We start from the raw sequence: 24,501 nt of genomic DNA, 5'->3' as shown, positions 1-24,501 counted from the left end.
AAGCGGATTCCTCACCCCTGAAACGTTTATGGGCGTTGCGCGGTTACTCCTGCGGCTGCTCATACAGCTCGATGGCCTTGGGCAGATATTTCTTGGCGTAGCGGTAGTAGGTGTAGAGCCACTCGCCGACATAGTCGCCTTCGGATTCCTTCTGTAGCGACCACACGTACCAGCACCAGCCGGCCAGGCCGACGAACGCGTAGTTGTGGCGGCGCTCCTCGAGGGTGGGCGTGCGGCCGAAGTAGTGCTCCAGTGCGCGGTCGGCTTCTTCGTCGTTCAGCATGCAGGTCACAACGAAGGTGCCGTAATCGCTGGCGTAGTCGGACATGCCGGCGTATTCCCAGTCGATGAGCGACAGGTTGCCTTCTTCGTCGTAGAGCAGGTTGAGGTTGAAGAAGTCGTTGTGGGTCAGGCATTCAGGCGCGTTGTCCTGCGCGGCGTAGGCGCGGGCCTTTTCGGCTTGGGCTTTCAGCTCTTCATACCCTGGCACGTTGATCGGGCCCTTTTTGAGCAGCAGCTTTTCGTACTTCAGGCCTTCCTGCAGGTAGTCGAAGTGGCGGTCCAGCGACACGTTCTGCCCATGCAGCTTGTGGGCCACCTGCATGGCTTCGGCCAGCTGCGCGTCGTCGCGTGGGTCCAGTTCACGGCAGTTCTTGATGAACTTGGAGATCTTCCATCCGGTCTTGGCGTTCTCGAACACGAAGGTCTTGTCGATGCCGATTGATTTCGCCAGGTTGAGCGCCTGAACCTCGGCGCTGCGGTCGATCATCTGCTCGGTGCCCACGCCGGGGTGGCGGTACACGTATTCGCCGTCGTCAGTGGTGAAGTGGCAGGAGAGGTTGGTCAGGCCCTGCTTGAGCGGGTACACGTCCCGGATTTCCGATTTGTCGCAACCGAGCACCGCCACGATGTTGTCGAAAATGCTGGAGTCGACGTTCTCCAGGAACAGCGGGTCGAAGTCGCGCAGCTCGTCCAGGGAATCGAACTCGAAGATGACGTCGGGTTCGTATTCCTTAATCTCCATGTCGAACTCGTCGATGTGCTCGATGTAGAGCTCTTCCCACAGCTTGTCGGCCGTTCGGGGGTCGTCGTACTCGGCTTCCAGAATCTCGACGAAACGGTCGGAAAACGCCTTGTCGAAATAGGCATGGCCCGTCATGTACCAGGCGTTTTCGCCACCGACGGTCACTTTCTCGATGCGGCCCTTGCGATCGGTCTCCATGCACCATTCGCGGGTGGGGCCCTCGGAGAACTCCGCGGAGTAGTAGGCCTTCCACACGTACTGCTCGAAGGGGTTGGTGGTGAAATAGTCGTCCGAGGAGCAGATGTAGGTGTTGCCTAGCATCTCGCGGACGCGCATCAGGGTGGAGTGGTTGTTCTTGGACGCGTACTCGTGGTTCACGACGATCTGCACGCCGTACTTTTCTTCAAGATAGAAGAAGAGCTCGCACTTGTAGCCGACCACCACGACGATTTCGTTCACGCCAGCTTCCATGAGCTGCTCGATCTGGCGCTCGATCAGCACCTCCCCGCGGACCTTCAGCAGGCCTTTGGGGCGCTCGTAGGAGATGGGCGCGAATCGGGAGGAGAGGCCGGCCGCCATGATGACCGCGTTTTCGACCTTGTAAGGACGCAGCTCCTTCAGACCGCGCGCCGTGATGCGGCCCTCTTCGATGAGCTTGGCTTTCGTGAGGCTGCGGTGCACGTTGTTGACGGTTCCGAGGGACACGCCCAATGCGTCGGCGAGTTCGCGTTGCGTGGCGCCAGGGTTCTGGCGGATTGCGCAGAGGGTCTCGAATTCGTTTCGTGTGATCATGTGTAAGGCCATCCTTGAATCTTGTTTGTGTTCACGTTGGATGAACGTATTGTATCTGCATGAACAGTATACAGGGGCGGGAAGTATGTTCACAATGAAAAATCCAAACGGAATTCCGAGGATTGCTCAGTTAGGGGCTCAGTGTTTGAAAATCGGGATAAACGGTTCTGTTCTGGGCGAATGATGTCTAAATGTCCAAAAGTTGTGAAATGTCCAAACAAATTGAACAAGTATTGCTATACTGCACGCCATGGAAATGACAGAGCGTGTGGAACCTTCCACACCGCTTCGTTGAGAGGAGAGTGTCGCACATGGATGCGAACGTTGCCGCACTTCGCGAAGAGCGACGTCGGAAGTACTTCGTCAGGGGCATCGCCTTCGCCATCGCCTCCGGCATCTGCTACGGCCTGTATACGGGCTTTCTGACCCTTGCCGAAACGCAGGGTGTCTGGGGCGAGTGGTTCGCCGGAACCGAGTGGGGCAATGGCAACCCTGCACTGAGCCCGTTCGTGATCACCTTCGTGCTGGCTGCGCTCGCCGCAGGCATCAATGACTTCTTCAGCGGCGTGTGGTCGCTTGTCATGTGCGCGAAGAACCGTCAGCTGGGAGACCTTTGGAAGACGGTCAAGACGAAGCCCGGCTGGATTATGATCGTGTGCGCCATGGTGGGCGGACCGCTTGCCACCACGGCCTACATCGTGGGTTTGAACTCCGCCACGGCGGCGGGCAACCCCGGCGTCATCGTTCCTATTGCAGCTTTGAACTGCGCTATCGGCGCCATCCTGGGCCGCATCTTCTTCAAGCAGGAGCTGAACGGCCATAAGATCCTGGGTATCTTCATTTGCCTGGTTGCAGGCGCAATCATCGGCGGCACCAGCTTCGCCACCATCGGACCGGAAGCGCTGCTCGGCTGCCTGTTCGCGTTCTTCGCGGCGTTCGGCTGGGGTTTCGAAGGCTGCGTCGCCGGATTCGGCACCATCCTCATCGATTACCGCATCGGCATCACCATCCGCCAGGTCACGGCAGGTCTTCTGGAGCTTCTGGTCATGTTCCCGCTGCTGTCCATGATCGGCGGCGAACCCAGTGCCATCCCACAGCTCGCGGCGGCTGCGTTCACGAACCCGGCTCTGCTCATCTTCGTCATCTCCGGTTTCTTCGCCATGCCTGCCTATTCCTTCTGGTACAAGGGCAACTCCATGTGCGGCGCTGCGCTCGGCATGGCTTGCAATGGCATGTATGCTTTCTGGGGCCCGTTCTTCATCTGGGTCATCATGGGTCTGCTCAACATCGGTGGCATGGCAGAGTTCTATCCGCCGCTGGCGCCCATCCAGTGGTTCGGCGCCATCATCATGGTCATCGGCATCTTCTGCATCGCTGTCAACCCGCTTGACGTGCTTGGCCGTAAGGGAAAGGTGAACGCATAATGAGCAACGAACTGATGCCTCTGTATTACGCCATCGTGAAGCATTTCGTTGGTGGCAGCCAGGATTGCGCCCAAGGTGTGGTGGCGGCCCTCAAGCCTCAATACGGCGACTACAAGCTTCTGACCTTGAAGGATGTTGAAGAAGCGTTGGCCACCGCCAAGGAGAACGGGCTTCTTGACGAGTCCAATTGCGACCTTGACGACAACGGCGAGCTTCGCATCTGGTACCAGGTGACCGAGTTCGGCGAGGACATGATCGACCGCTACATCGGTAAGTACAGCAATCCCGCCTAATACGTCTTTCCCACAGGAATGAGAAAGGCCCCAACGTCTGACCAGCTTTTGATCGGTCAGGCGGAGGGGCTTTTTTATGCACCGAGCAAGCGCTTTCCCTCGAACCCGTCAGATGCACGAATTCCTTGCGACGTTAATCGCAGCCAATGGAAACGGCCTCGCGTCATTTGATGCGAGGCCGGCGCGGGCTTCGAGGCGGAGCCTTGCGAGCTCACTTGAGGCCGAATGTCTTTTCATGAGGCACGCGCTACACGTCGAACACCTTGTTGATGACGCGTTCGGCGGCGTGGCCGTCGTCTTTGGGGCAGAAGGTCTGGCGGAACTCGGCGTAGGCCTCGCCGTACATTTCGTCGTAGGAATCGAGCTTGCCGATGGCCTCGACAACGTCATCCATGTTGAAGCAGTGCGGTCCGGGCAGCTCCTTCAAGTCGAAGTAGAACCCGCGGATGGCATTGGCGTAGTGCTCCCAGTCGGGCCAGAAGAACAGGATCGGGCGCTTCGTAATGGCGTAGTCGAAGAACACGCTCGAGTAGTCGGTCATAAGCGCATCGGAGATGATGTACAGGTCGTTGATGTCCACGCCGCGCGACACGTCGTAGACGAAGCCTTCGTAGGGTTCGAAGTCGAATTTGTTGGCGATGTAGTAGTGCGCGCGGAACAGCACGATCCAACCGTCGGCCTCCATGGTTTCGCGCAGGCGGTTGAAGTCCAGCAGCGTGTCCTCCATTACGTATCCCTTACCAGCCTGATAGGCGTCGTCGCGCCAGGTGGGGGCGTACAGGAAGAGCTTCTTGTCCTGAGGGATGCCCAGCTTCTCGCAGATTTCGGCCTTTGCAGCCGCAAGCGTGTCCGGATCGGCGCAGGTGGCGGCTATGCGGTCGTTGCGAGGGTAGCCCTCTTCAAGCACGACGTCGGCACGGCGCTCTTCAGGAAGGCCGAAGGCGTCGGCCAGATGAAGCGACGTGTAGGGCGAAGGGGAGAGCAGGTAGCTCCACTTTTCGGAGTCGATTCCGAAACGCCAGGCCAGCTCCTCGGTGGAGTTCAAGGCGTTCTGCGAATCGATGGCCACGTCGAATCCGAGGCATTTCAGAGGCGTGCCGTGCCAGCACTGCACATATACCTGGTCGTCTTTGGGATGCACGTACTCCGGCACACGGGTATTGACAACCCAGTATTTCGCCTGCTGCATGATCTCGAAGTAGTCGTCATAGCAGCGGGCCACAAGCTGCGCCCGTTCCATCATCGGATCTTGCTGCATTTTCTTGATGGAGCGCTTGCGGAAGGACCACACGAACGTCCAGTCGTCGAACCGAGGATCGGCCAGCATGGCCTCGTAGATGGCGCGCGGCGAGCAGCTGACCTGGCGGCCGCCGAAGCTCTCGAACACCACCATCTTCTCGTTGGTCGGGACCTTGCTCGCCTGGTTCTTGTAAAGCTGCCCGCGGAAGTCGTAATACACCTTGCGGCCGTTGCGGCGGAACCTGGGATGCTTCTTCATGAATGCAAGCATGGGCTTGCGGAACTTGCGGTTCAACGTAACCATTATCGACATAGCTGTAACCCTCCATGTATCAGCTTGTAATGCAGGGCATTTTAACATGAGGGGTGAGATATAATTGCATAGTTTGATGTGATGATCGGAATTGATGCTCCAGCGAAGGGAACGGCGTGTTCATCTATACGATAGCGCTCAACGCAATGGACGCCGTGTATGCGGCCTGCTCCATACGCGGCAAACGCGACCGCATCGTCCTCATGTCGCGGCAGGGGAGCAAGCCGTCGCTGGATCTGCGTATGCTCGCCGACGAGTTGCATCGTCGCCTGCCGCAGGCCGAAGTGGTGCTGTGCACCACCGACTCGGAGCGCAAGAACATGTTCGCCTTCATCAAATCCCTGTTCGTAATGGTCAACCAATGCGCGCGGTCCCGCGTGTGCGTGCTTGAAAGCGCCATTCCGTCGGTCAGCATCCCGAGGCATCTAGACAAACAGACCCGCGTCGTGCAGATCTGGCATGCGTTCGGCGCCATCAAGAAGTTCGGCTACCAATCGCTGGATACGCCTGCGAACTATTCGTCAGAGGCTGCATACGCCATGCGTATGCACCGCAATTACGACTACATCGTCGCCGCAGGTCCAGGCGCTATCGATGCGTATTCGAAGGCGTTCAACTACGAACCGGACCGCATCGTGCCGTTGGGCCTGCCGCGCATGGACTACCTGTTGGATACAGCTCCCGAATCGCCGCATATGCGCAATGTAGAACGGCTTCGCCAAAAGCATCCGTGTTTGGCAGACGATGCGTTCAAGGTGCTGTACGTGCCAACCCTGCGACGAGGTGCCGGCACCGAGGGCTGGATGACGCGAGAGGTGGCGCGGCTTTCCCAGGCGCTGCAGCCTTGCGGCTGCCGGCTTCTGGTGGCAGGCCACCCCTTGGATCCGGGCTGCGACAAGGAAGCGGCGAAAGCCATGCGCAACGTTGAGTTCGTGCCGGGTGCCCCCAGCCGTGACCTGCTGTCTTTCGCCGACCGCGTAGTCACGGACTATTCGGCCATATCGTTCGAAGCGGCGCTGGTGGGCAAGCCCGTGTATTTCTATGTGCCCGACATCGTCGAGTACCGGCAATCCCCAGGGCTCAACATCGATCCACTGGAGATATTCCCCGAGGGGACGTTCGTCGACCCTGACGAGCTGGCGGCAGTTGTTTCGCAGGAAGACACGTATGCGTCCGAGGCGTTTTCGAGGTTTGTGGACGGTTATTTTGAAGGAATTGGCCCAGGTTCATGCTCTCGCGTGGCGGAATTCATCGAAGAATGCTATCGTGATACACTCATTGAGCAGAAAGGCCATCGTTAGAAATGTTTGCTGATTTTTGCGGGGAGGCTGCATGTTAGATACCCTGCGTGAAATATGCCAAGAACATTGGCAGTGGCGCCACCAGCTGATGAACCTAGCCGTATTTGACTTGAAGAAGGAAGTCCGCGGCACGGCGTTCCGTTGGGTTTGGCTTATGATCAAACCGTTGATGTACATCGGAGTTTTCTGGTTCGCTCTCGCCCTCGGTCTTCGTGCCGGACACAGCGTCGGCGATTATCCGTATATCCTTTGGCTCAGCTGCGGCTTGATCCCCTGGTTCTTCATGCAGTCCATGCTCAACACGGGTACGAGCATTTACCGTCGGTATCCGTATCTGGTAAACCGCATGCATTTCCCTATGTCGATCATTTCGACGTTCTACGCCTTGGCACAGTTCATCGTGTTCACCATTTTGGTTGTGGGTATGATTGCGCTTTGCATCCTTACCGGCACCAGCCTGGATATACATGTGCTGCAGGTTATTCCAAGTGCGCTGCTCATGCTTGTGTACTTCATCATGCTGTCCATGCTCACATCGCCGCTTTGCGCCATCAGCAAGGACTTCCACCAGCTCATCAAAGCGCTGACGCAGCCTCTGTTCTGGCTTTCGGGCATTATATACAACGTGTCGAACCTGCCCATCGATTGGCTGCAGACGTTTCTGGCGTTCAACCCCATCACATTTTTCTGCACCTGCCTGAGGGCTTCGCTGTGCGACAAGTATTGGATTTGGGAGAAGCCGGAAATCCTTGTTCCTTTCGTCGTCGTGTTCGTCGCGACCACGGTCATCATGCTGTATTTCTACGGTAAGCTGAGGAAGGATGTGGCCGATGTCCTCTAACAGTGATACCGCTCAGATTCCCTACGAGCGTCCTGTCATCATTCGTGATGAAGACGCCACGAATCCCATAGCCATTTCGTTCGAGCACGTAACGAAAACCTACAAGCTCTTTAAGAACGACCGTGCCCGATTCAAGGCTACGCTGAGCAAGAAGGTTCCGTACAAGGAAATCAACGCCTCCGACGACCTGTCGTTCACCATCGCCCGAGGCGAGGCAGTGGCGTTTCTAGGCAACAACGGCGCCGGCAAGTCCACGGCGCTGAAGATCATCACCGGCGTAACGTATCCGACACACGGAAAGGTCGAGGTGCACGGCCGTGTAAGCGCCCTGCTCGAGCTGTCCGCCGGTTTCGACTCGCAGCTGTCGGGGCGTGAGAACATCAAGTTCCGTGGTCAACTGTGGGGCATTTCCGACGAGCAGATGGCCGAGCTTGAACCCGGCATCATCGAGTTCGCCGAGCTCGGCGACTACATCGACCAGCCCCTGCGTACCTACTCCAGCGGCATGAAAGCCCGCCTGGGGTTCGCATTCGCCAGTTCTATCAAACCCGATATCCTCGTCGTGGATGAAGCATTGTCCGTTGGCGACAGGAAGTTCTCGAAGAAGTGCCAGCAGTGCGTCCATGAGATCATGTCCGACCGCCATGTGTCGGTCCTGTTCGTAACCCATTCCAGCTCGGCGGCGAAGGAGTTCTGCAGCCGCGGCATTGTGCTCGAGCATGGGAAGGATATCTTCGAGGGCAGCATCAAGGACGCCATCGCGTTCTACGAGAATCGAAACTAGTCGACATGGTATCGAAGCTGCCACATCTCCTGCTGCTCATGGCGGTTGCCTTTCTGGTGACCTACGTCATGGTGCCCGTGGTCAAGCGCTTGGCCTTCAGGCTGAATGCCATCGACTACCCGGGCTATCGCCGCGTGAACAAGACGCCTATCCCGCGCATGGGCGGATTGGCCATGTATACAGGCGTTATGGCGGCTTTGCTGGTCGAATTCATAGGGGAGCAGTTCCTGGATTGGAACGTGTTCTACCAGTCGGCGTTTACGCTGAGCGTGTTCTATCCTGGTGTTGTGCTGGGATTCACAGCTATCGTCATCACCGGTGTGATCGACGACGTGAAGGCGTTGCGGCCTTTCCATAAGATGATCGGCCAGATTATCGCTGCGGTCATTCTTGTTGCTTCGGGTATTCTGCTGGAATCGATCAAGAACCCCTTCGGCGCAGGATTCATCACGTTCGGGTGGTTCGCCTATCCTTTGACGGTGCTGTATCTAATGGCGTTCATGAACGTCATCAACCTGATCGACGGCTTGGACGGCTTGGCGGCTGGCATCACGGCCATCGCCACGTTCACGCTGTTTTTGGTCGCGCTGGGCAAGTTTCGTATGGAAACGGCCATGTTCTGCGTCGTTACCCTGGGCGTCACGTTGGCGTTCTTGCGGTACAACTTCAACCCTGCAAGCATATTCATGGGAGACTCGGGGTCGTTGTTCCTAGGAACCATGCTGGGCGTCATCTCGCTTCTGGGCGTGATCAGGTCGTCGACCGTGGTCGTTCTGGCGGCGTCGCTCATCATCGCGGCCATTCCCATTATGGACTCGGTGGTTGCGGTCATCCGAAGGGTTCTGGCGCATCAGCCCATCCAGCAGGCTGACGCGAAGCACCTGCATCACAAGCTGCTGCGCGAAGGCTACTCCATGCGCACGTCGGTGTTGATCCTGTACGCTTGGACAGCGTTTCTTGCCATCGGTGCATTCGCCATTTCGAATACGGCAGGCATGCTTGTTTTCGTCGTGTTCGTCATTCTGGCGATCGGGTCGTTTATGATTGTATGGCGGCTGGGTATTCTTGAACCCGTGCTGCGCCACTATTACAATAAGCGGATAGGCCGCATTCCGTCATCCCACAGGCATGGCGGAAAGAAGCCGGAAGAAGTCGAGAAGGCTGCACCGAAGGACAACTAGAAGGAGGCCGCTATGCCTCAAGTCGAGAACAACAACGCCGAGATTCCTCAAGTGCGTTTCGCCAATGATGAAGAATACCGCAAACCGGTACGTGTGCTGACCTACGGCACTTACGATCTTCTGCACTACGGACATATCCGCCTGTTGCGTCGTGCCTCCAAGCTGGGTGACTATCTTGTGGTGGCTCTTTCTACCGATGAATTCAACGCCGGCAAAGGCAAGGCGAGCTTCTATTCCTACGGCGTGCGTAAGGAGATGCTTGAAAGCATCCGCTATGTCGACCTGGTCATTCCCGAGGAACGTTGGGACCAGAAGATCGACGACGTGAAGAAATACGACATCGATATCGTGGTCATGGGCGGCGACTGGCGCGGCGACCCGCGGTTCGAGGTGCTGAAGGACTATTGCGAGGTCGTGTATCTGGACCGCACCGACGGCATCTCGTCCACCGACGTCAAAAACGAGCTGAAGCACTAGCGAGCCAAACGCATGAAGAAGGTTCTGTATTGGATCGCCCGCTGGGGCATTCGGGCTGTATACGCCATGTACACGGTGCTTCCGCTGAGGCATCGTGTGGTCATGATGTCGCGGCAGTCCAACAGCAAGAAGCTTGCGTTGGACATGCGCCTTTTGAAGGAGGAGCTGCTCAGGAAGCGCCCTGATTTGGACATCGTGGTGCTTTGCAAGCGCGACGACCACTCGTTGCGGGCTTTTGTCGAGAACGGCTTCTTCATGCTGACCCAGCTGCGCTACGCCGCCACATCCACGGTCATCGTGGTGGACGGCTACGTGCCGGCGGTGTGCATTCCCAACCTGCGCCAGGAGGTGTGGGTGCTGCAACTGTGGCATGCGCTGGGCGGTTTCAAGAAGTTCTCTCTCATGACGGTGGGGCAGCCGGGCGGCCATTCCGAAGATCAGGCGCGCATCCTATGCATGCATCGCAACTACGACGCCATCGTCTCATCGGGTACGAAGACGTCCGAAATCGTGGGTCCGGCTTTCGGATACCCGGCGTCCAGGTTCCTGCCGCTGGGCCTTCCGCGTGCCGACAGCGTGTTAGAGCCGCCGAAGTTCGACCCCGAAGACGAAGAGGCTCTGGTCGACGACGGATCGGTGACGCGCATTCTGTATGCGCCCACCCTGGAGAACAAGCAGGGTACTGTCGAGGCCACGTTCAAGGAGATTCAGGAGGCCTTTGCCGACGACGATTCCATCGAGGTTATCTTCTCGGCGCACCCCGTCAGCAAGCTTCTGTCCGGTGGAACGAAGGGGTCCACGCCGACGATCGAGCTCATGAAGCGGTCGGATTTTGTGGTGACGGACTATTCGTCCATTATTTTCGAGGCGGCGCTTCTGGGTAAGAAGGTGTTGTTCCTGACGCCTGACATCGAGGACTACAAGCAGCGGGTGGGTTTCATTCGGGACTTCCCCGAGGATCATCCTGCCACCATGGCCATGAGCGTTTCCGAATTGGCCGACAAGGTTCACAACCTGCCGCAAACGGCGTACGACGAGTTGCAGGACGACCTGATGTCCTATCTCGACGGCTGCACCCCAGGCTCGTCTTCGCGCATAGCCTCGGAAATCCTGAAACACGTATAACGAACCTATCCTTGAAATGTGTCAGTAGGGACGTTTCCTTTTGACACAAAAATGTGTCAGTTGCATGCGTCCCTACTGACACAGTGGGACTAGGCCTTCAGGATGGTTTCGTCGATGATGCGGTCGCAGGCGTGACCGTCGATGTGCTTGAAGTTCTTGCGGACGAAATCCTGGAGCCTTTCCAGCTCGAAGTCCTCGTTGGCGATGGCGTCGAGCAGCTCGTCGAAGGTGTAGACGATCTTGCCGCTGACGAAATCGTCGTAGGACTCGTAGAAGTCGCGCTCGCTGATGTATTCCTCCTTGTCGAAGGCGTAATAGAGCGTGGGGATGCCCAAAAGCGACGCTTCATAAACGACAGAGGAGTAATCCGTGATCAGGATGTCGGTGCTGGGCAGAATGTCGTTGATCTCGCGAATTGGCGTTCCGTTGGCGAACACATCGTCGCAGCCCGCGGGGATGGGCGGCTCCTGCAGCACGAAAGGGTGCATCTTGAAAATGAAGAACAGGTTGTGCTCGCGGCAGAACTGCGCCAGCCGTTCGGGCTGCAGCAGGTCGTAATCGTAGTAGGCGGTGCGACGGCCTTCGCCACGGAACGTCGGGGCGAACACCACCACGCGTTTGCCGTCGGCGTTGGGGAAGGTCTCCTGGAAGGTCTTCTTCTTTTCGGCCTGCCAATCCTTGTCCAGCAGCCAGTCGTGGCGGGGGATGCCTAAGGGCTTCACGCGGTTGTCGGGGATGCCGAAGGCTTCACCGTAGATGGGCACGTCGCTGTCAGATGCCACAATGACGTCGGTGTAGGTGCGATGGCTGATGTTGAAAGGCGAGACGGCTGCAAGCGTGCCGATGCGCCCCAATCCGACCGTCTTGAAATGGCCGCATGCGTGCCAAAGCTGGATCTGACGCTGTTCGGGCCTATAGTTCAGGCGGTACAGCATCGACTGGTAGTCGTCGCAGAAAATGAGCTTCGACGTGGCCAGATGGTAATGCAGGTTGATGAGCGACCACAAACTGCGGCGATGCACGGCATCCTCTTTAAACGAGAACACGACCTTGTAGTTGTCGGTAATGCCGCGTTCCTGCATGCGCTTATACAGTGGCTCCATGTTGCCGGACAGGTTGGCCCGGCTGTCTGAAGTGAATAGGATCTTTTTGGGGTTGACCCTGCATGTCTTCTTGAAGAAGTTGAAGAACGAGATGAGCAGCCCTGCTTTGTAGTTGTGGATCAGGAGCCGATGGTTCTCGGCGATTTCGGCCTTGTTGCTGTAATGGGCCGAAGGCTTGTGGCCCGGGGCGGCTTTGCTCGTGACCTTGAAAGCGAGCTCTCCGTCGCGATCGACGGGGACGGCTGCATAGTAGCATTCGGCACGAATGTACAGGAACACGTCTGAGCGCTTGTTGTCCAGCGAAAGCAGCGGAATGCCTATTTCGGAAACGTCGACGGGCGTGAATGCTCCGTCGCGCTGCACAAGGGCACGGTAGGTGCCTGCAGGCACCGGGTCGTTCGCGACGCCCATGAGGAAGCGCACGGACATGACCGTGTCGGAGATCCGTGCGCAGTTATCAACCGCGAAAGGTTCGGGTGCTTCGGAATCGTCTGCAGGAATGAGCTGCAGATACAGTTTCTCATCGGCCGCAAAGGGCGTGGCGGGGTCAACTTCGAGGAACAGGATGGTGCGTTCCCACCAATACCGTGCGAGTTTCATGCAATCTCTTTTCGTGCTGTAAACGGTTCGTTATTCCGAAATGGGCGTGTCCCAGAGCATGACCGTCTTGAAGGGGCTGTGCATGTCGAACCGGAAGGCTTCTTGGGCGTCGTCGATGCCGGCGACGGGGAAGACGTCCTTGTCGATTTTGCGGACCTGGCGAGCAACCTCGGGGCGGGCGAAGAGTTCGACCGCGCGCTCGAAGTCGCCCTTGCTGCTGCGGGAGTTGCCCTGCAGCGTAAGGCCCTTCTCGAGGACCATGCGGGTGTTGATGGGCACGGGCATCTCGCTCACGCCCATGAGCCCGATGACGCCCTGGGGGCGGATCAGGTCGATGATCTGGTTGATGGCGCTGGTGCAGCCGCCCACGCCGCCGACGCATTCGAAGGCGTGGTCCACGGCGGGAAGGTCCTCGGTGCGCTCGATGCGGACGTTGTGCTTCTCGTCCACGAAGTCGTTCATGGCCATCTTGTCCTCGTCGGCGCCGAACAGGATCAGGTGCGTGTCCGGGAACTCCTGGTGCAGCACCATGGCCATGAGGTATCCCACGGCGCCGTCGCCCCAGATGCCGATGACGTTGTTGCGGTCCACATGGCGGACCTGGTTGAAGGCTTCGACAGCGTTGGTGGCCACGCTCGTGAGCTCGGCCATGACGGCGACCATGGGATCCACGTTGTTGCCGAAGGGCACCAGGCGCTCGGTGGGGATGGTGACGTAGTCGCGCATGAAGCCGTCCATGCTGCTGGAGCAGAACTTGCTCGCGCGGGAGTAGTTCTCCTTGCTCAGCTTGTCGGGGTCGTCCGGGTCGGGCATGTTCGGCACCATGACGACCTTTGTGCCCGGGGCGTACGTGCCCGTGGAGTCGCTCACGACAACGCCGATGCCCTCGTGGATAAGCGCCATGGGGAGCTTCTTCTTGAGGGCCTTCGGGTCGCGGTTGCCGGACCAGTAGCGCTGGTCCGCGGCGCAGATGGCCAGATGGGTCGGACGGATGGTGGCGTAGCCTTCGGTCTCGACGAGCTCTTCGGTATGGACCGCGAAGGTCTCGGGCCTTTCAAGCCTATAAATATTGTTCAGCATATGCATTCCTTACGGGTGTGTGCTTGTATCGGTAATCGTGTTTTGCCCATTGTAATTCGACGGTGCCGTTTTGTCCCGACTGCCAACAAAAGCACGCATGTTTCAGCCGCCGATTGGGCAAAGATGCGCCATAGAGAAAAAGACGCCCGGGCGCAATTGCTCAGGCGTCTGATCGATTCGGTCCTAAACGCTGTCCGCCACGAGGGCCTATTTGGCACCGCGCTCGCTTAAGATGCTTTCGGCAACATGGATATCGTAGGGCGTGGTGATTTTGATGTTGCTGTATTCGCCCATGACCAGGTGCACGGGCTTGTTGTTGAACAGATACACCTTGCAGGCGTCGGTCAGGATGGCCTTCTGCTCATCGGTCAGCGCGTTGTACGCCTCGAGGTACTCCTTGATCGAGAAGCTCTGCGGCGTCTGTCCCTGATAGAACTGGCTGCGCGGCGGGATCTCGTCGATGGTCTTGCCTTCGACGCTGACGACGATGGTGTCCGTAGAAGGAACTACGGTGTCGACGCACCCGACTTCTCGGGCGAAGCGCACGTTTTCTTCGATAATGCGCTGGGTGACGAAGGGGCGAACGGCGTCATGGCTCACCAGGATGTCGTCGTCGGTCAGCCCCCAAGTGTCTTCGATGTACGTACAGATGTTGTCCAGAGAGTCGCTGCGCTCTTTGCCGCCTTGGATGACGGTAATGCGGCTGCAGGATTCTTCGTCGAAGTTCTCGTATACCAGGACCTCGGTGTATTCCACCCAGGCCAGAGGCGTGGCGATGATGATGCGATCGATGTCCTTGCAGGTCAGAAAGGCTTCGATGGTATAGATGATGATGGGCTTCTCTTCGGCGCCCAGACGCAGAAACTGCTTAGGGCGTTCGGTAATGCCCATGCGCGTGCCTTTTCCGCCCGCCAGAATGCCTGCGTAGTTCATATATGCTCCTTTAAGTCAGCGGTATGCCGCGATCAAGTCGTGGTGTGGCAGAATACTAACTCAAATGAAGCCCCGCCCGAACGCTGTTCGCGCAATCTCAGAATTACGATAGAAGACGTGTTGGGTCGGCGCACATTGGGCGCCGGCAGTCTGTCTGCCGTTCCTTGTTGTGGATGCGAATTACCTTGCGCGCTTTGCAGATGGACTGCCTGCTTGTACCGGGTGCCGAGCCTCAATGGTTATGTAGGGCGTGAGTAGCCTTGCAGTACTATTTCGCAGCTGTTGTTTTGACGGCTTGGCATGTGCGTATAATCCATCATCGAAAGGGTTTTCGGCGTGGTATTTTCGTCGTCTGCTTTTCTGCTGTTCTATTGCCCGATCATGCTGCTGGTGTACTTTGCCTGTAGAACGCGGGTCCTTCGCAATGTGTGGCTGCTCGTGGCATCGCTCTTGTTCTATTCCTGGGGAGAGCCCGTCTACGTCTTGCTTATGGTGCTTTCCATTTTCATGAATTGGGCGTTGTCGCTTGCGATAGGCGGCTCTTCGAAGGTCGGCGTACGAAAAGCCTTGCTGTTTATTGCGGTCGTCGCAAACGTTCTGGTAATCGGATTCTTCAAATACCAGGGGTTTGTGGCAGATAACATCAATGCGCTTGCGGGTGCTGAAGTCATCGGAAACATGAACCTTCCGCTTCCTATCGGCATTTCGTTTTACACGCTGCAAGCCCTCTCATACGTCATCGATGTGTACCGTAAGCAGGTGGAACCGCAACGCAACATTCTCTTTTTGGGAATGTACGTCGCCTGCTTCCCGCAGCTTATCGCCGGGCCCATCGTGCGGTACTCCACCATTCATGAGCAGGTTCTAGGCCGTAAAGAAAACCTGGAAGACTTTGCTAGCGGGTTGCGCCTTTTCGTCGTGGGCCTGAGTAAAAAGGTGCTCCTTGCGAACACCTGCGCGATACTCGCCGATTCGATGCTGTCCCAGGGCGGTTCTGCAATCGGGTTCGTGGGAGCCTGGGGCGGTCTGATCGCCTATACGTTCCAGATATTCTTCGACTTCAGCGGGTATTCGGATATGGCCATCGGCCTTGGTCGCATGATGGGATTCAAGTATCTGCGCAACTTCAATTATCCCTACATTTCAACATCGGTTACTGAATTCTGGCGTCGTTGGCACATCAGCCTGTCGACGTTCTTTCGCGATTACATCTACATCCCTTTGGGCGGCAGCCGATGCACTACCAGCAGGCACATATTCAATATCGCCGTTGTATGGACCGTTACCGGCCTTTGGCACGGCGCCGCTTGGAACTACGTGCTGTGGGGCGTGTACTACGGCGTGCTTCTGATATGCGAGAAGTACCTTTGGGGCATGCGTTTGGCGAAAACGCCCAGACTGGTTCAGCACGTGTACTGCATCGTCATTTACGTGTTCGGTTGGTCGTTCTTTTGGATTACGGATTCAACGCAGCTCGTGCCGTATTGGCAGGCACTGGTCGGGATGTACGGCCTTACGGGTTCTGCATCGTTTTGGGAGCTGGGCGTTTGGGAGTATTGGGTTGTGTTCGCAATTTGCGTCGCAGCGTCCACTCCGATATGCCCGTATGTGAAGGAGCGTTTCCTGGCTTGGGTCGAAGGTCGGCAGCTCGTCGATTTCCTCAAGATCAGCGTTGTGAACCCTGAAAGGTACGAAGCCGATTCGCTGTGCGTGCTGGAAGCGGAGCCGGTAGGGAAGAGCCAGGCGCGTCTGCTCGCATGGGCGAACGTTGCGGTCGATGTGCTGCTGGTCATGCTTTTCCTGACCAGTCTGGCTTCGGTCATTTCCGGCTCGTTCAACCCGTTCATTTATTTCCAGTTCTAAGGACCATTATGCAGAAGGTGCGTTCGATAGCATTCATCGTGTCGGTTTTGGCGGTCATGGGCAGTATGGTTCTGTATCAGGCTGCGGGTTTTCTTTTGCCTGGGTTCGAAACCAAGACGACGTCGAGTATCGAGGGGCGAGCTTTTCTGACCCTGCATGATTTGGCTGAAGATTCCTTTGATGACGGTTCATTCCAGTCGGATTTCGAGCAATACGCCGCCGACGCCTTTCCTTTCAAGGATGAGTTCTCGCTATGCAATGCGGGCATTCAGAGGGCCGAGATCAAACTTGCCGCTGTTCCGTTCGGATACGATGCATATCCGACGTTCTTCGGCTCGGACGTATTCGCGCTTGAGTCCGAAGGTGTGCTCAACTCATACCACCAGCCCATACAGCTTCCTGGTACCGCTTCATACGCTCACGTCGAGGCATGGTGCGGCGCTTTGAACGCTGCAGCGGAGTCGCATCCCGACGTGGCGTTTGACGTGTGCGTGACGCTTCAGCTGCGGCAGAGCGAACGTGACCCCATGTACGGTTATGTCCGCGGGTATCCTCTTATGGACAAGGAATCGGTCGAGGATCTTTGGGGCGGGTTTTTGGGTGAAAGTATCGACCTGCATGTGTTCGATGCGCCATTGGAAATGTCTGTGGATGAGGCGTGGTATAGAAACGACCATCATTGGCAGGCGCCTTATGCTGTCGACTCGTATGGGGTCTTGGCGGCGGAATCAGGTTGGGCGCCAGTGTCCTGGGACGATGCCGACCACATACAGGTTGTGCCTGCTTGGTACGGATCGAATGCTCGAAACGGATTGGATTTGGGGTTCCAAAGTGCATTCGTTGACCACGCCTATGACTTTTCCGATTACAGGTATTACAAGTTGACGGACTCCGGAAAAGGCGAGATGTTCGAACTCGGAAAACGCCAGGGTTATCTGGACGGTGCGGTTGGCGAAAACGACATAGACATGACGAACGTATACTCCGAATATTACGGCAACGGTGCTGTTTGGATTGAGAACCCGAATGCTCAAAAGGGTACAACGTGCCTGGTCGTAGGCGATTCCATGAGCTACTCTATCAGGCGCTACATTGCCTTGAACTTTGAATCCACCATCTGCATTGTGCCTGGCAATGTATCGACGGACGGCAACGTCGATTGGTATGCAGACCGATACGATGTGGACCATGTGGTCGTCCTCGGGCACGCCTATGCGCCGGATTTCATCTACAGCATGTCGCCGGGGTTCCTTGGGACGGACTAACCCATAAACGAAAACGAGGGCGATTGCATTTTCGCAAAGGCCCTCGTTGAATACGTTTCGGTGTGGACGATCGGCTTATGCCGCGCGAGGTTTACCGCTTATTCTCTTTATGAACGGATCGGTCAGCTTATATGCCGCGAATGCAAGCAGGATGGCCAAAGCCACCACCACCAGATAACCCGGCAGCCAACCTTCGTTGTAGAAGCCGAAGCTGCGATACACCTGGTTAAGCATGATGTGCGACACGTACAACTCCAGGGAGAAGCCGCCCAGCCAGCCCATGAATCTGCCGAGGTACGAAGCGCCTTTTCCGCCTCGGAGCTGATCCAATCCGGCAAAAGCCAAGGACCAAACGTATGCCCAAGCGATGCCGCCGACCGTGTAGAAATAGCGTCGGACGACGCCGTGCAGAACACCCAGGAAGCAGATGTAGATGAATGCGACGGCCGCGATGACGGCCAGCGCGATCCAAAGGTTCTTATAGGGGAGCGTCTTCTTCTCGTAAACGTATTTTCCGAACCAGCAGCCGATAATGAACACGGGAATGCGTGTGAGGGCGATTTCCGTTCCGTCGAAGAATCCCGGCCAGATGCGTCCGAGGATGTGGTTCATGAGCAGCGCGCCCAACACCAGGATGACACATCGGATTTCGGGGTTTGCGCCCTTGGCGAACAAGAAGTCATGGATATAGGGATAAGCGAAGTACAGGATGATGATCAGAGACACGAACCACACGCTGGCGTCGTACGTTAGCCAGAAGTGCATAAGGGAGAGTCTGCTGAGCAGATACGTCCAGCCTCCGCTATGTTGGATGATGCTCTTGAAGAACCACCATATGAAGAAAACGGCGATAACGGGGATGTATACCCGAGCCAGCCGTTTCTTGATGAACGCATAGTGGTCGTGGTTTTTCACGAACGAAAAATACAGGCATACGCCCGATAGGAACAGGAAGATGTCGACACCGACGTTTCCAACCTTGATGAACTCGTAGAACCACTGCAGCCATGATTGCCCGAAGGAGTAATCGACCAAATCTTTGGCATACCCGTGGAAAAGCATAATCCAGAAAATGCTGATTCCGTACAGCGGTGCCCTGTACTTGCTGATGATGTTCAAGTCAAAGCGCGATTCGTCCATTGTTCTCCTACCTGCCTGCAATATGTATGGTCATTATGCTGTTCGGGCACTACGGGGTAGTAACAAACCCTCCATGGCGGGGCATGTCACAGCAATTCCGTTTTGCCTGGCTGGTAATCCGCATCGCCTTGTGACCGGATGTGCTTCAGCGGAAATCCAAAAACGAATAGAGGCTGCAAGTATGATTCGTGCATATAGGTTGGGTCTTGCGTAAGATGAATACATGCGTTTGAAGGCAGAAATGGTACAGTAAAACTCTCGAAAAGCAGCCCGTTGCATTGTTGTGGTGATGCCGAGTTGCGGAATCGGCCGATACTGTTAGGTAAGTCTCGAGTCGCATCCATTCGTGGCCTATCAGGGTCAACGGGCGAGAGATTAGGATTGAATCGTATGGAAACAGTGAAACTACTGAGCATTGTTGTTCCCGTCTATAACGCCGGGGAGTACTTCAGGCCGTGTTTGGATTCGCTGGTCAGGCAGACCATGCCTAGCGAGGACTTCGAAATCATCATAATCGACGATGGGTCCGACGACGGTTCTGAAGACGTTTGCGACGAATATGCGGAAAGACATGAGAATATCCGATGCTTTCATCAGCCTGGTTCCGGATTTGCATCTGCGCCAAGGAACAAGGGAATCGAACATGCCTGCGGAGAGTACGTCTTGTTCCATGATGCGGATGACATTCTTTGGCCAGAATCATGCGAACGCCTTGTGCGCCATGCCTTGGAATGGGGCTCGGACGTTGTCGGATTTACCCAAAGGGTGGTCGACCCTTCCACGGGGTCATTCGCTGTCGTTCCGACGCATAGTGAGCAACTATACTCTTGCATCCCAAGTGGACATCGATTCATGTTGCCGATGGTGGAGGTTTTGGATGCCAGAAAGCTATTCCGCCTGTCAACAATCAAGGAGAATGGTATTCGCTTTGCAAACACGTATTCCGAGGACTTCCTGTTTGCAATCGAGGTTCTTCTAAAGGCGAACGTTGTGTCGTTTGCCTCTGACTATCCTTACGTTGATTACATTCAGAGAAACGAAAGCATCATACATAGCAATGACCTGCATCCTCTGAAGACGTTCGAGAAAAGACTCGAAGGAATCCAAGCTATGCTGGATGCCATCCGCGACAGTCATGCAGAGTGCGAAGCGTATCCGTATTTGTATGAGAAGATCTTCGGGCATTCTGCATATAAACTCATTACAACCTCAATGGATCGAGGATGGGGTAATGAGGTTGAGAAAATGCCTCAACTGAGGATGGCTCTGCTGCCGTACTGGGATGAAGAGATCGCTGGGCATTTGAAGTTTACCGAGCATGCAGTGCTCGACGCCTTGATGAATGAACGATATGGGCAGATACCCGAAATACGAACCTTGGCGAAAAGGGTGGCTTCGTCCCGACGTAGCCACAAAGTTGCTGTCAACTCTCTTGAGGAAAAGCATCCGGTGAAGCCCATTCATGATTTGCTCGGTCGTATCCCGCTCTTTCTGGAGCGGGCGTGTCTGGTCTGTCAGCTGGATAAAACCTTGTTTTCTTCAGTGGGCATTCTAAGTACCGGGAAACGCGATTACGTGGTTGGGGCCTATAGGGCCAATCCCGCAATCGCCTACATCGATTCTCTATGTGTTCGCATTCACGACAGCAACGATGGTTGGCTGGAAGCCGAATTATTCGAATACGTCCTGCCTTTGAAGGGCGATCAAGAGCTTGGCGGCTTATGGTGCGTCCCGGTGGATGAGGGTTTGGTCGGGGTTGACGGCTTGCGATACGACCTCAAGATGCAGGTTGGCACCTGTGAAGTCACCTGCAACAATGTTGCGGCGTCGAGGGGTATAAGCACCTGGCTAACGTCTTCCGACACCTCGTTCAACGGAAGGTTGACTGGTTTGAAGGCGCTGTTGGAATGCATTCGTGGTGCACAAACGGAGGAGTTGGAGGAGCCGTTGGTTGCCCTTTTGCTCCAAAAGCCAACATATGCGATCATCACTACGTCAATGGACAAAAGAAGTTGGGAAGAGGAGAAGCCCCTATTGCCCGAACTCAAGGACACCATCGAACCGCTGTGGCGACCTGGAATTCTTGATAGGCTTTCGTATACGGAAAGGGCCGTTCTCGAATGCGTCATTCGAGAGGACTATGATTCGATACCCAACGTTCGTGCTGCAAGAAAAGCTGAAGCTGCCAAGAATGCGGAAGCCAAGGGAAAGACGAAAGCTGCCTTAAAGTCCGATGCCGCATCGAAAACCGAGAACAATTCGATGGTGCGCAAGTTCCAAAGCCGCTTTTTTAAAGGTTAGTTTCACCAAAGGCCCTATTGCGGATTGCCTGTTGCGTATGCGTGTCTGATTTTGCGTTATCCAGGCGGGGTATCGTGTCGGATCGCCTATGCGAACTAAAATGCACCTTCGTGTTTTATGCCTCCGTACGATGTCATAACGAAATGAATTATGGAAATTAACCAAGGCTAATTTTTAAGATAACGTGATTTTGGTCAGGAACTCCCAAAACAAGTAGAGATATGTCTATAGTGGACAAACACATGTTTTCAGGCAATTTCACTTTAAGGAGCTCGTTTTGACGACACGTTATAAGAAGTACTTGCTGCTCATGATGGGCGGCTCCGGTACGCGTTTCGGTGCTGACGTGCCCAAACAGTTTGTTGAAGTTGAGGGAAAGCCCACGTTCAGCTACCTCGTGGAGAAGTATGCCGAGCTTGGTTTCGCCGACTACACCGTTATCGTCTGCCATCGCAAATGGGTCGACTTCACGGACAAGTGGATTGCGGACCTTGGGCTTGAAGGCTTCGATTACTGCGTGGTCCCAGGTGGCTCCAGCCGCTCGGAATCTGTCAAAAACGGCTTGACCAAGGTGGCCGAAATGGCAACCGACGACGACATCGTATTCATCCACGACACCACGCATCCTTATGTGGATGCCGCCCATTTGGGTGACCTGTCCTCCGCTGCGGCGAACTTCGGCGGAGCGACCATGGCCGAATGCCAGTACGACACCGTGTATGGCATGGATCCCGAAAGCAAGGAGCTCGTAAGCGTTATCCCACGTCAGACCGTGGTGACCGGCGCAAGCCCCGAGGCTTTTAAATTCGGTCTGATCTGGCCCATCTATAAAGAGATGGACGAGGAGCATCTTGAATTGTACACGTCGGCCGGTGCTTTGGCATTGGCCCACGACATCAAGATGAAGATCGTTCCGACCGACCTCATCAACCTGAAGATTACGTACCGCCACGACATGGACGCCTTCAGGGAGCTGTTCCATAACTACTACTTCTAGGAGTGCTTTAGATGTTTGCCGCTCAGCTGCAAGACACGAAGACAATGGAATACCTGGAACTGCCGACGCCTGAGCCGGGTGCCGGCCAGGTGCAGGTGCGCGTGCACTTCACGGGCATCTGCGGATCGGACGTGCCGCGCTTCCATAAAGGCGCTGTCCATAACTTCCCGCTGGTTTTAGGCCACGAGTTCTCCGGCGAAATCACCGCGGTGGGCCAGGGCGTCGACGCTTCTCTGGTCGGCACCCGCGTTTCGGGCATTCCTCTGGAGCCCTGCGGCGAATGCGAGGACTGCAAGAACGGAAACTTCTCCTTGTGCGGCCATTACGGCTTCGTCGGCTCCCGTTCTCAGGGCAGCATGGCCGAATACGTGGTCCTGCCTGTCGAGAACGTCTTTCCGCTGGGTGAGAAAGTGACCGACATGGAAGGCGCGCTCTACGAGCCGGCCACGGTTGCCCTCCACGGCATCGAGCTGGCGAATTTCCGTGAAGGCGCCTCGGCTATCGTCATCGGCGCCGGCACCATCGGCATTCTGCTGGGACAGGCCCTGTCCGGTTACGGCGCAGGTGTTGTGGTGGTTTCGAACCACTCCCAGGTGCGACTCGACGCTGCGAAGGCGGCAGGGCTGGAAAACCTGGTCAACACTTCTGAAGAGGGCTGGCTGGAAACCGCCAAGGCTTTCAACGGCGGCAAGGGCTTTGATTACGTGTTCGATACTGCCGGCACGCCCAAGACCATCATCGATGCGATGGCCGTCGCGGGCAGCAAGGGCACGGTGGTGTTCGTCGGCACGCCAAAAGACGATGTGGCCTTCACCATCCGCGAATGGGAGATGCTCAATCGCAAGGAACTTACCCTGATCGGTTCGTGGATGTCCTATTCCGCACCGTGGCCCGGTGTCGAATGGGTAAACGTAGACGATTTCTTCAACCGGGGCATCATGCGCGTGGTGCCCGAGATGATTGATGGTGTTTATAAATTGCAGGAGACGGCTACGGCTTTCGACCGCTTCGTCGGGACGGAAAAGGTCCGTGGCAAGATCCTCATTGACTCATGGAAAGAGGTCAACTAATGCATACCATGCAGGAAATTGTCCAGAAGAACAAGTCTGGACGTCGTGTCGGCATCTATTCGTGCTGCTCGGCAAACGAGGACGTCATCCGTGCGGCGCTGCTGCGTGCCTACAAGACCGGCACGCCGGCCCTGATCGAGTCCACCTCCAACCAGGTGAACCAGATGGGCGGCTACACGGGCATGACCCCGTTTGATTTCGCTGATTTCGTCAAGGGCCTGGCCGAGGAACTCTGCGTTCCGTTCTCCCAGGTCATTTTGGGCGGCGACCATCTGGGCCCGCTGCCTTGGACGAACCTGAACGAAGACGAGGCCATGGAGAATGCCTGCCGCCTGGCAGCAGACTGCGTGCTTGCGGGTTATGAGAAGATCCACCTGGACACCAGCATGCGCGTCGCCTCCGACGACCCCGACCAGCCTTTCCTGACCGCCACCTGCGCCGAGCGCGGTGCCCGTATGTGCCAGGCCGCTGAAGAGGCCTTCAAGGAGTACAAGAAGAGCCATCCTGACGCAGTGCAGCCCGTGTACGTCATCGGCAGCGAGGTTCCCGTTCCCGGCGGCGACTTCAACGCCGGCGAGATGGGTGTGACCACGGCCAGCGACGCCACCAACACCATCCGCATTTACAGGGAAGCCTTCGAGCGCCATGGCCTGCATGACGTGTTCGACCGCGTCGTCGGTATCGTCATCGAGATGGGCGTCGAGTTCCACGAGTTCCATCTGGACGAGTACAACCGCCCGCGCGCTGCCGAAACCGTTGCCGCTATGCGCGAGGAGCCGCTGTGCATCGAGGGTCACTCCACCGACTACCAGACTCAAAAGAACCTGGGCCGTATGGTTGAAGACGGCGTGGCCATCCTCAAGGTGGGCCCGGCTCTGACGTTCGCCCTGCGCGAATCCCTGTTCGCCCTGGAGAACATCGAGCGCGAGATTTACGCCGAGACCCCCGAAGTGTGGTCCAACTACCGCGACACGCTGGAAAAGGTCATGATGGACGACCCGTCCTCCTGGGAATCCTATTATCAGGGTACGCCCAACGAGCAGCGCATCGCGCGTGCGTACAGCTTCTACGACCGTTGCCGCTACTATTTCGCTAAGCCCGAAATCAAAGCCGCGCGTAACAAACTTGTTGAGAATCTGAGCGGAAATGTCATTCCGCACTGCATGCTCAGCCAATTCTTGCCCATTCAGTATTATCGTGTACGTCGTGGCGAAATTCGCAACGAAGCTGCCGATATCATCTGGGACCACATTGGCGACAGCATCGACGGCTACCTGCGCGCTACCGATTATTGCGGAATGGGGGCTCCCGAAATCCCCATGGAACCGCGATAATGAACGCTGAGGGGTAACTAC

20 protein-coding genes are annotated in these 24,501 nt (G+C 56.4%); 14 read left to right on the top strand and 6 right to left on the bottom strand.

All coding sequences use genetic code 11. The features are described 5' to 3' along the window. Nucleotides 1–43: 43 nt before the first annotated feature. Entirely contained in the window at nucleotides 44–1,816 is a 1,773-nt protein-coding gene (locus tag SHEL_RS07220; protein WP_012798596.1) for a phosphotransferase, read from the bottom strand. Between the two features lie 311 nt (nucleotides 1,817–2,127). On the opposite strand from SHEL_RS07220, the gene SHEL_RS07215 reads away from it, so the two are divergent. Together SHEL_RS07215 and SHEL_RS07210 are read left to right on the top strand one after the other, a co-directional pair. After that, on the top strand, nucleotides 2,128–3,240 hold the full coding sequence (locus SHEL_RS07215) for a membrane protein (RefSeq protein WP_012798595.1): 1,113 nt from the start codon (nucleotides 2,128–2,130) through the stop codon (nucleotides 3,238–3,240). Continuing rightward, a complete protein-coding gene (locus tag SHEL_RS07210) occupies nucleotides 3,240–3,533 on the top strand; it encodes a hypothetical protein (RefSeq protein ID WP_012798594.1) in 294 nt (97 codons plus the stop codon). The genes SHEL_RS07215 and SHEL_RS07210 overlap by 1 nt, the downstream gene beginning before the upstream one ends. Nucleotides 3,534–3,780: 247 nt before the next feature. On the opposite strand, the gene SHEL_RS07205 is transcribed toward SHEL_RS07210, so the two are convergent. Further along, complete coding sequence (locus SHEL_RS07205) at nucleotides 3,781–5,085, bottom strand: CDP-glycerol glycerophosphotransferase family protein (protein WP_012798593.1); 1,305 nt, start codon at nucleotides 5,083–5,085, stop codon at nucleotides 3,781–3,783. Between the two features lie 116 nt (nucleotides 5,086–5,201). Here SHEL_RS07205 and SHEL_RS07200 point away from each other — a divergent pair, with 116 nt between their 5' ends. The 6 genes from SHEL_RS07200 to SHEL_RS07175 are packed head-to-tail and all read left to right on the top strand — an operon-like array spanning nucleotide 5,202 to nucleotide 10,794. Continuing rightward, on the top strand, nucleotides 5,202–6,386 hold the full coding sequence (locus SHEL_RS07200) for a CDP-glycerol glycerophosphotransferase family protein (RefSeq protein WP_012798592.1): 1,185 nt from the start codon (nucleotides 5,202–5,204) through the stop codon (nucleotides 6,384–6,386). A 31-nt stretch (nucleotides 6,387–6,417) separates the two neighbouring features. Continuing rightward, the gene (locus SHEL_RS07195; RefSeq protein ID WP_012798591.1) at nucleotides 6,418–7,227 is read left to right on the top strand and encodes an ABC transporter permease; all 810 of its coding nucleotides are present in this window, start codon (nucleotides 6,418–6,420) and stop codon (nucleotides 7,225–7,227) included. Continuing rightward, on the top strand, nucleotides 7,217–8,011 hold the full coding sequence (locus tag SHEL_RS15740) for an ABC transporter ATP-binding protein (protein ID WP_012798590.1): 795 nt from the start codon (nucleotides 7,217–7,219) through the stop codon (nucleotides 8,009–8,011). Before SHEL_RS07195 ends, SHEL_RS15740 begins: the two co-directional genes overlap by 11 nt. A 5-nt stretch (nucleotides 8,012–8,016) precedes the next feature. After that, a complete protein-coding gene (locus SHEL_RS07185) occupies nucleotides 8,017–9,192 on the top strand; it encodes a glycosyltransferase family 4 protein (protein WP_012798589.1) in 1,176 nt (391 codons plus the stop codon). A gap of 12 nt (nucleotides 9,193–9,204) precedes the next feature. Then, the gene (gene tagD / locus SHEL_RS07180; protein ID WP_012798588.1) at nucleotides 9,205–9,669 is read left to right on the top strand and encodes a glycerol-3-phosphate cytidylyltransferase; all 465 of its coding nucleotides are present in this window, start codon (nucleotides 9,205–9,207) and stop codon (nucleotides 9,667–9,669) included. 12 nt (nucleotides 9,670–9,681) lie between these two features. Further along, entirely contained in the window at nucleotides 9,682–10,794 is a 1,113-nt protein-coding gene (locus SHEL_RS07175) for a CDP-glycerol glycerophosphotransferase family protein (RefSeq protein ID WP_012798587.1), read from the top strand. Between the two features lie 89 nt (nucleotides 10,795–10,883). Here the strand turns inward: SHEL_RS07175 and SHEL_RS07170 are convergent, their stop codons facing one another. The 3 genes from SHEL_RS07170 to SHEL_RS07160 all read right to left on the bottom strand — a co-directional run bounded on the left by SHEL_RS07170 (nucleotide 10,884) and on the right by SHEL_RS07160 (nucleotide 14,510). Further along, the gene (locus SHEL_RS07170) at nucleotides 10,884–12,497 is read right to left on the bottom strand and encodes a CDP-glycerol glycerophosphotransferase family protein (protein ID WP_012798586.1); all 1,614 of its coding nucleotides are present in this window, start codon (nucleotides 12,495–12,497) and stop codon (nucleotides 10,884–10,886) included. Nucleotides 12,498–12,527: 30 nt separating this feature from the next. Further along, a complete protein-coding gene (locus SHEL_RS07165; protein ID WP_012798585.1) occupies nucleotides 12,528–13,577 on the bottom strand; it encodes a ribitol-5-phosphate dehydrogenase in 1,050 nt (349 codons plus the stop codon). A 207-nt stretch (nucleotides 13,578–13,784) separates the two neighbouring features. Next, a complete protein-coding gene (locus SHEL_RS07160) occupies nucleotides 13,785–14,510 on the bottom strand; it encodes an IspD/TarI family cytidylyltransferase (RefSeq protein WP_012798584.1) in 726 nt (241 codons plus the stop codon). 336 nt (nucleotides 14,511–14,846) lie between these two features. Between SHEL_RS07160 and SHEL_RS07155 the strand changes: the two genes are divergently transcribed. Next, nucleotides 14,847–16,373, top strand: a complete 1,527-nt coding sequence (locus SHEL_RS07155) for an MBOAT family O-acyltransferase (protein WP_012798583.1) — start codon at nucleotides 14,847–14,849, stop codon at nucleotides 16,371–16,373. Nucleotides 16,374–16,381: 8 nt separating this feature from the next. Further along, nucleotides 16,382–17,638: a hypothetical protein gene (locus SHEL_RS07150; protein ID WP_012798582.1), complete on the top strand. Its 1,257-nt coding sequence runs from the start codon at nucleotides 16,382–16,384 to the stop codon at nucleotides 17,636–17,638. Between the two features lie 75 nt (nucleotides 17,639–17,713). On the opposite strand, the gene SHEL_RS07145 is transcribed toward SHEL_RS07150, so the two are convergent. Then, nucleotides 17,714–18,778, bottom strand: coding sequence for an acyltransferase family protein (locus SHEL_RS07145; RefSeq protein ID WP_012798581.1), 1,065 nt, complete (start codon nucleotides 18,776–18,778; stop codon nucleotides 17,714–17,716). Nucleotides 18,779–19,168: 390 nt separating this feature from the next. Between SHEL_RS07145 and SHEL_RS07140 the strand changes: the two genes are divergently transcribed. From SHEL_RS07140 to SHEL_RS07125, 4 genes are all read left to right on the top strand, one after another. Beyond that, nucleotides 19,169–21,079, top strand: coding sequence for a glycosyltransferase (locus tag SHEL_RS07140; protein ID WP_012798580.1), 1,911 nt, complete (start codon nucleotides 19,169–19,171; stop codon nucleotides 21,077–21,079). A 277-nt stretch (nucleotides 21,080–21,356) separates the two neighbouring features. Continuing rightward, a complete protein-coding gene (locus tag SHEL_RS07135) occupies nucleotides 21,357–22,076 on the top strand; it encodes an IspD/TarI family cytidylyltransferase (protein ID WP_012798579.1) in 720 nt (239 codons plus the stop codon). A gap of 11 nt (nucleotides 22,077–22,087) precedes the next feature. After that, nucleotides 22,088–23,146 carry a galactitol-1-phosphate 5-dehydrogenase gene (locus SHEL_RS07130; RefSeq protein WP_012798578.1) on the top strand — a complete coding sequence of 353 codons (1,059 nt, stop codon included), beginning with the start codon at nucleotides 22,088–22,090 and terminating at the stop codon, nucleotides 23,144–23,146. Beyond that, complete coding sequence (locus SHEL_RS07125) at nucleotides 23,146–24,480, top strand: class II D-tagatose-bisphosphate aldolase, non-catalytic subunit (protein WP_012798577.1); 1,335 nt, start codon at nucleotides 23,146–23,148, stop codon at nucleotides 24,478–24,480. The genes SHEL_RS07130 and SHEL_RS07125 overlap by 1 nt, the downstream gene beginning before the upstream one ends. Nucleotides 24,481–24,501 lie beyond the last annotated feature (21 nt).

Origin of the sequence: Slackia heliotrinireducens DSM 20476, assembly GCF_000023885.1 — a bacterium.
GTDB lineage: Bacteria > Actinomycetota > Coriobacteriia > Coriobacteriales > Eggerthellaceae > Slackia > Slackia heliotrinireducens.
Note: the sequence above shows the minus strand (reverse complement) of the source record. Positions and strands in the feature narration are given on the sequence as shown.